The organism is Mycobacterium sp. NPDC003449 (assembly GCF_053588415.1).
The window spans coordinates 1-6,265 of record NZ_JBSFPX010000288.1 but is presented as its reverse complement, the minus strand read 5'-3'; the positions used below and the strand labels follow the sequence as shown (position 1 = coordinate 6,265).

At 69.4% G+C, this 6,265-nt stretch carries 8 protein-coding genes and 1 pseudogene; 8 read left to right on the top strand and 1 reads right to left on the bottom strand.

The window, feature by feature from the left end; translation table 11 throughout:
• The 4 genes and pseudogenes from ACWDTP_RS36640 to ACWDTP_RS36625 all read left to right on the top strand — a co-directional run.
• A pseudogene (locus ACWDTP_RS36640) lies at window positions 1–203 on the top strand (Rv2466c family mycothiol-dependent reductase); the annotation flags it as partial.
• 50 nt (window positions 204–253) lie between these two features.
• Window positions 254–1,651: a purine-cytosine permease family protein gene (locus ACWDTP_RS36635; RefSeq protein WP_450028117.1), complete on the top strand. Its 1,398-nt coding sequence runs from the start codon at window positions 254–256 to the stop codon at window positions 1,649–1,651.
• Entirely contained in the window at window positions 1,648–2,088 is a 441-nt protein-coding gene (locus ACWDTP_RS36630; protein ID WP_450028116.1) for a nucleoside deaminase, read from the top strand. The genes ACWDTP_RS36635 and ACWDTP_RS36630 overlap by 4 nt, the downstream gene beginning before the upstream one ends.
• Entirely contained in the window at window positions 2,085–3,044 is a 960-nt protein-coding gene (locus tag ACWDTP_RS36625) for an isopenicillin N synthase family dioxygenase (protein WP_450028115.1), read from the top strand. Before ACWDTP_RS36630 ends, ACWDTP_RS36625 begins: the two co-directional genes overlap by 4 nt.
• Here the strand turns inward: ACWDTP_RS36625 and ACWDTP_RS36620 are convergent.
• On the bottom strand, window positions 2,997–3,953 hold the full coding sequence (locus ACWDTP_RS36620) for an aldo/keto reductase (protein ID WP_450028114.1): 957 nt from the start codon (window positions 3,951–3,953) through the stop codon (window positions 2,997–2,999). The genes ACWDTP_RS36625 and ACWDTP_RS36620 overlap by 48 nt on opposite strands.
• Window positions 3,954–4,035: 82 nt before the next feature.
• Here ACWDTP_RS36620 and ACWDTP_RS36615 point away from each other — a divergent pair, with 82 nt between their 5' ends.
• From ACWDTP_RS36615 to ACWDTP_RS36600, 4 genes are all read left to right on the top strand, one after another.
• The gene (locus ACWDTP_RS36615) at window positions 4,036–4,581 is read left to right on the top strand and encodes a TetR/AcrR family transcriptional regulator (RefSeq protein ID WP_450028113.1); all 546 of its coding nucleotides are present in this window, start codon (window positions 4,036–4,038) and stop codon (window positions 4,579–4,581) included.
• An 18-nt stretch (window positions 4,582–4,599) separates the two neighbouring features.
• The gene (locus ACWDTP_RS36610; protein ID WP_450028112.1) at window positions 4,600–5,079 is read left to right on the top strand and encodes a ribose-5-phosphate isomerase; all 480 of its coding nucleotides are present in this window, start codon (window positions 4,600–4,602) and stop codon (window positions 5,077–5,079) included.
• A 3-nt stretch (window positions 5,080–5,082) separates the two neighbouring features.
• On the top strand, window positions 5,083–5,883 hold the full coding sequence (locus ACWDTP_RS36605; protein ID WP_450028111.1) for an Fpg/Nei family DNA glycosylase: 801 nt from the start codon (window positions 5,083–5,085) through the stop codon (window positions 5,881–5,883).
• 37 nt (window positions 5,884–5,920) lie between these two features.
• Window positions 5,921–6,265, top strand: a 345-nt coding sequence (locus ACWDTP_RS36600) for a cation:proton antiporter domain-containing protein (RefSeq protein WP_450028110.1), incomplete at its 3' end; no start/stop codon positions are given.

Below are 6,265 nucleotides of genomic sequence, written 5' to 3'. Positions count from 1 at the left end.
ACGCCGGGATGGACGCGGTCGGTGAGGACGTCGGGACGCCGACCATCCACGTCAACGGCGTCGCCTTCTTCGGCCCGGTGCTCTCGCAGATCCCGCGCGGCGAAGAGGCAGGCAAATTGTGGGATGCGTCGGTGATCTTCGCCGCTAACCCGCACTTCTGGGAGCTCAAGCGGACCAGGACCGAACCCCCGGTATTCGACTGATGTTCTGATTCCGGTTGCGCAACATCGTTGCCCACGCAACGGTGTTACGCATGACAGCGCCCGAGCCCACCACCGACGGTTCCTATCGCGACCGCATCGCGGCCGTCGAGCCGGGCGGCAACGAGTTCATCGCCGAGGCGGACCGGCACGGCAGGCCCAGTCAGCTGTTCTGGACGTGGACCTCACCCAACCTGGAGTTCGCCACGATCTTCGTGGGTGTGCTCGCGGTGTCCTACTACGGCATGACCTTCTGGCAGGCCGTCGCCGGGCTCGCGCTCGGAGCCGGCCTCGGGGCGATCGCGCACTTTGTCCTGTCGGCCCGCGGGCCGTTGCACGGCGTGCCGCAGATGGTGCTGGGCCGCCTGCCGTTCGGTTTCACCGGCAACGCGGTCCCCGCCGTGCTGATGTCGGTGACCGCGGGCGTCGGCTGGTTCGCCACCAACAGCGTCAGCGGCGCGTTCGCGTTGTCGACCCTGTTCGGCATCGCACCGCTGCTGGCGCTGGCGATCATCGTGCTGGTCCAGACCGCCCTGGCGTTCTTCGGCCACAACCTGGTGCAGGCGTTCGAGCGCTGGGCCTTCCCGGTGCTGGCGGTGATCTTCGTGGTCGCCGCGGTGGCGATCCTGACCAAGGCCGATGTCGGGGCGCCCGCCGTGGAGGGTGGCGTCGGCGGGGTCGGCGGGTTCCTGCTGACCGTGGGCACCATGTTCGGTTACGCCGCCGGATGGACCCCCTACGCCGCGGACTACGCCCGCTACCTGCCGACGTCGGCGGCCGGGCCGAGGACCGGGCTGTTCGCCGCGGCCGGCCTGTTCGTGTCCTGCGTGACGCTCTCGGCGGTGGGTGCGGCGTCGGTGACCATCGGCCCCGCGGTCTCGGAAAACCCCACCGAGGCGTTCACCAGCGAGTTGAGCTCGTGGCTGGCGAGCCTGACCCTGCTGGCCATCGCGATCGGGGCGGTCGCGGCCAACGCCATCAATGTGTATTCCGGGGCAATGGCTTTCGTGACCATCGGGATCAAACTGCCACCGCACATCGCCCGCGCCCTGGTCACGGTGTTCTTCGGGGTGGACGGATTCCTGATCGCCTGGTGGGCGCTGGCCGACGCCGCCGAGAGCTACGAGGCCTTCCTGCTGATCATCGCCTACTGGATCGGGCCGTGGCTGGGCGTGGTGTTCGCCGACCAGTACCTGCGCCGCGGCCAGCCGATCGCCGGGTTGCTCTACGACCGGTCCTACACCAACTGGCCGGGCCTGCTGTCGTTCGCGGTCGGGCTGCTGGTGTCGGTGCTGCTGTTCGGCAATCAGGCCAGGTTCGTCGGATATGTGGCCAGGGCGGTACCGCAACTCGGCGACATCACCTTCTTCGTCGGCTTCCTCATCGCCGGTGCCGCATACTTGCTGCTGTGCCGGTCCAAGATCAACACTGAGAAGGGGGTGCTGGGGTGACCCCGCAACAGATGCTCGACGTCGCGGTCGCCGAGGCCCGAAAAGGGTTGGCCGAGGGCGGAGTCCCGATCGGCGCCGCCCTGTTCGGCAGTGCAGGAGAACTGCTGGGCGCCGGGCACAACCGCCGCGTGCAGAACGACGATCCGTCGGTGCACGCCGAGACCGACGCCTTCCGGGCGGCGGGCCGTCAGCGCGGCTACCGGTCCACGACCATGGTGACGACGCTGTCGCCGTGCTGGTACTGCAGCGGCCTGGTCCGCCAGTTCAACATCGGCGCGCTGGTGATCGGTGAGGCCAGCACGTTCCACGGCGGACACGACTGGCTGGCCGAGCACGGGGTGTCGGTCACCGTGCTCGAGGACAAGCGGTGCATGGCGATGATGGAAGAGTTCATCGCGGCCAAACCAGAAGTCTGGGCGGAGGATATCGGCGAATGAGTGCGATTGCGACGGTGGACATCTCACGTTGGTACGCCGGCGGGGCCGAGGCCGACGCGGTGGCCGCCGAGGTCGACGCGGGCCTGCAGCGGGCCGGGTTCATCGTGGTCACCGGCCACAGCGTTGACACCGGGCTGGCGGCCAGGGTGCGGGCGGCCAGCCGGGAGTTCTTCGCGCTGCCCGCCGAGGTCAAGGACCGGTACTCGGTGGCGGTCGGCGGGCACGGCTGGATCGGCCCCGGTGCCGAGGCCAACGCCTACGCCGAAGGCACCGAGACGCCGCCGGACCTCAAGGAAAGCTACAGCCTGGGCGCCGAGACGGCCACCGGCGATCCCGAGGTGGACCGGATCTGGTTCGCCCCCAACGTCTGGCCGGCCGAGGTGCCCGCCCTGCAGGCCCTGATCGCCGAGTACACCGCCGCGATGCGCGCGCTCTCCGACGACCTGCTGGCGCTGTTCGCCCACGCGCTCGGGCTGCCGGTGAATCCGTTCGCGGCGCTGGCCGACCGGCCGACCTGGACGATGAACATCAACCACTACCCACCGGTGAGTGTGGTGGGGGAGCCCGAGCCGGGACAGTTCCGGATCGGTCCGCACACCGACTTCGGCACCGTGACCGTGCTCGACCGGGAGCCGGGGGCCGGGGGACTTCAGGTGTACTCCGAGGCGCAGGGCTGGGAGGACGCGCCGTGGGAGCCGGGTGCGCTCACGGTCAACATCGGTGACCTGCTGGAGTACTGGAGCGGGCGGCGGTGGCCGTCGGGGCGCCACCGGGTCCTGCCGCCGCAACCGCATGCGCCGGAAGAGGATCTGGTCTCGCTGATCTACTTCTATGAGGCCAATCACGACGCGCTGGTGACGCCGCTGGATCCGCCGATCGGCAGGGTGTCCGGGCTCGAGCCGGTGACGTCATCGGCCTTCATCAAGGAACGCCTCGACGCCATCACCGTCGGCTGAGCCGACAATCTGGCTCCCGTCGGGTAACCGGGCGGGCACGGCATCCAGCGCCGCACGGTGTTCGGCGCTCAACGCGATGTCGCCGGCGGCCAGGTTCTGCTCCAGATGGGCCACCGATGTGGTCCCGGCGATCAGCAGGACGTTGGGCGAGCGCGCCAGCAGCCAGGCCAGTCCGACCTGCGCGGCGGTAGTGCCGAGCTCGGCGGCGATCCGTTGCACCACAGCGTTTTCGGCGACCTTGGGGAAGCCGGGAAACGACGAGCCGAGCGGGAAGAACGGTACCCAGGCGATGCCGTGCTCGGTGCACAGCGTGAGTTCGTCCTCGTGGACGCGGTTGAGCAGGCTGTAGGCGTTCTGCACGCAGACGATCCCGGCGGGCAGCGCCCGGCGCACGGTCGCCACGTCGACATTGCTGATCCCGATCGCTCCGACCTTGCCCTCGTCGCGCAACGCGATCATCTCCGCGAGTTGGTCGTCCAGGTCGACGATCTGATCGCCCTCGGCGACCAGGCCGGGCCCCAGATCGGCCCGGCGCAGGTTGACGACGGGTATCTGCTCCAGGCCGAGTCCGGCCAGATCCAGCTCGACGGCGGCGCGCAGGTCGGCCGGGTGCTGGGCCAGGGTCAGCGGAATGGGTCCGCCGGTGGCCGATCTGGCGCCGACCTTGCTCACGAGCACCAGGTCGTCCGGGTACGGCGCCAGTGCGTCGCGGATGCGCCGGTTCACCACACCGTCGTCGTAGAAGGAGGCGGTGTCGATGTGGTTGACGCCGAGTTCGACGGCCCGCTGTAGCACCGCCAAGGCGTCGTCGTGGGGGAGGTCGTGCTCGAGGCCCATGGCTCCATAGCCGATGCGCGCCACGTGGTGAATGCCGAGCGCGCCGGCGCCGCCGGGCTGCGATGTGCTCATGTCCAGCTCCTGGAATGTCATACTCGATATCGATGCGGAGGAACCTCCGCTTTCACGATAACAAAACGGAGGAGCCTCCGCTATGGCTGAGCGGGCCGATGCGCGCCGCAACCGGGAACGACTGCTGGCCGCCGCCGGCGCGGCGTTCGCGACAGCGGACGGGCCGGTGTCGCTTGAGGGCATCGCCCGTGACGCCGGCGTCGGCATCGGCACGCTCTATCGGCACTTCCCGAACCGGGAGGCTCTGGTCGAGGCCGTTTACCGGGCCGAGCTCGGTGAGGTGACAGCCTCCGCCGCCGAACTCGCGGCCCGGTATCCGCCCGTCGTCGCGCTGCGGCGCTGGATGGAACGCTATGCGGAGTTCGTCGCGGCCAAACGCGGGATGGCCGAATCGCTGCACGCGATGTTCACCTCGGGCAGGGTGCAGCCCGGTCAAACCAGGGACGGCGTGCTGGGCGCGGTCGTGGTTCTGCTGCGTGCCGGCGCCGCCGACGGCAGCCTGCGGGACGATATCGATCCCGACGACGTGGTGTCCGGCCTGCTCGGTATCTTCCTGTCCAGCCGGTCCACCGAACAGGCCGGCCGGCTCCTCGACCTCCTGGTCGATGGTCTGGTGGCCACCCGCTGACACGTTAGGGTTACCCCCATGCGCGTCTACCTGGGTGCCGACCATGCCGGACTCGAATTCAAGCAAACGATCGTCGAGCATTTGACGAAGACCGGCCATGAGCCGATCGACTGCGGGGCGTACAGCTATGATGCCGACGACGACTACCCGGCGTTCTGCATCGCCGCGGCCGAGAAGACCGTCGCCGACCCGGAAAGCCTCGGCATCGTGCTGGGCGGCTCGGGCAACGGTGAGCAGATCGCGGCCAACAAGGTGCCCGGTGCCCGCTGCGCGCTGGCCTGGAGCGTTGAGACCGCGCAGCTGGCCCGCGAGCACAACAACGCGCAACTGATCGGCATCGGCGGTCGCATGCACACCACCGAGGAGGCACTGGCGATCGTCGACGCGTTCCTGTCCACCCCGTGGTCGCAGGCCGAGCGGCACCAGCGCCGGATCGACATTCTCGCGAAGTACGAGAAGGACCACATCGCGCCGCCGGTGCCCGGCGCCCCCGCCTGACCCGTGCCGGAGGGGCACACCCTGCACCGGCTGGCCCGGTTGCATCAGCGGCGGTTCGGCAGGGCGCCGGTGGCGGTCTCCAGCCCGCAGGGCCGGTTCTCCGACGGCGCCGCCGCGGTCGACGGGCACCTGTTCGCGCAGGCCACGGCTTGGGGCAAGCACCTGTTCCACCATTACGACGGCGGCCGGGTCGTGCACATCCACCTCGGGCTGTACGGCGCCTTCACCGAATGGTCCCCGGAGGCCGGGGTGCCGCTTCCGGTCGGGCAGGTCCGGATGCGGATGGTCGGCGCCGGGTACGGCACCGATCTGCGTGGCCCGACGGTGTGTGAGGTGCTGGCCGAACCCGAGATCGCCGACGTCGTGGCCAGACTCGGCCCCGACCCGCTGCGCGGCGACGCCGACCCGTCACTGGCGTGGAAGCGGATCACCAAGTCGCGCAGACCGATCGGGGCGCTGCTGATGGATCAGGCGGTGATCGCCGGGGTCGGCAACGTCTATCGCAGCGAACTGCTGTTCCGCCACCGCACCGACCCGTACCGGCCGGGGACGCGGATGCAACCCGACGAGTTCGACGCCATGTGGACCGACCTGGTCGCGTTGATGAAGGTCGGGGTGCGGCGCGGCAAGATCGTCGTCGTCGCGCCCGAACACGATCACGGCGCCCCGTCGTACCGGCCGGACCGGCCCCGCACCTATGTCTACCGGCGGGCCGGGGAGGCGTGCCGGGTCTGCCGAAACCCGGTGCGTACCGCGCAATTGGAGGGCCGCAACCTGTTCTGGTGCCCCAACTGCCAGGTCTGAGTGCGCGCCGCCCGGGTGGACACGGGACAATTGCCGGGTGGAACTGCTTCTCGTCGTCGTCGGCGCCATCCTCGTCACAGCCGTAGCGCATCGCCGCGGGTTCGAACCGGCATTGATGATCGTGGTGGTCGGCAGCGCGGTGTCGTTCTTTCCGGAGTTCGAACCGCCCGAACTGGATTCACACATCCTGCTGACCGTCGTGCTGCCGCCGCTGTTGTACTCGGCGGCCCTGAACTTCTCGTTTCCGACGTTTCTCCGCCACATCCGGCCGATTCTGGGCCTGGGTATCGGCCTGGTCGTGATATCGGCGTTCGCGGTGGCGGCGGTGTCGTCCTGGCTGGTGATCGTGCCGTTGACGTTCGCGACCGCGCTGGTGCTCGGC

Excerpts from the sequence above, each read along its gene's own strand:
- ACWDTP_RS36610 (WP_450028112.1), top strand. The coding sequence starts at position 4,600 with ATGCGCGTCTACCTGGGTGCCGACCATGCCGGACTCGAATTCAAGCAA.
- ACWDTP_RS36620 (WP_450028114.1), bottom strand. The coding sequence starts at position 3,953 with ATGAGCACATCGCAGCCCGGCGGCGCCGGCGCGCTCGGCATTCACCAC.
- ACWDTP_RS36635 (WP_450028117.1), top strand. The coding sequence starts at position 254 with ATGACAGCGCCCGAGCCCACCACCGACGGTTCCTATCGCGACCGCATC.
- ACWDTP_RS36625 (WP_450028115.1), top strand. The coding sequence starts at position 2,085 with ATGAGTGCGATTGCGACGGTGGACATCTCACGTTGGTACGCCGGCGGG.
- ACWDTP_RS36615 (WP_450028113.1), top strand. The coding sequence starts at position 4,036 with ATGGCTGAGCGGGCCGATGCGCGCCGCAACCGGGAACGACTGCTGGCC.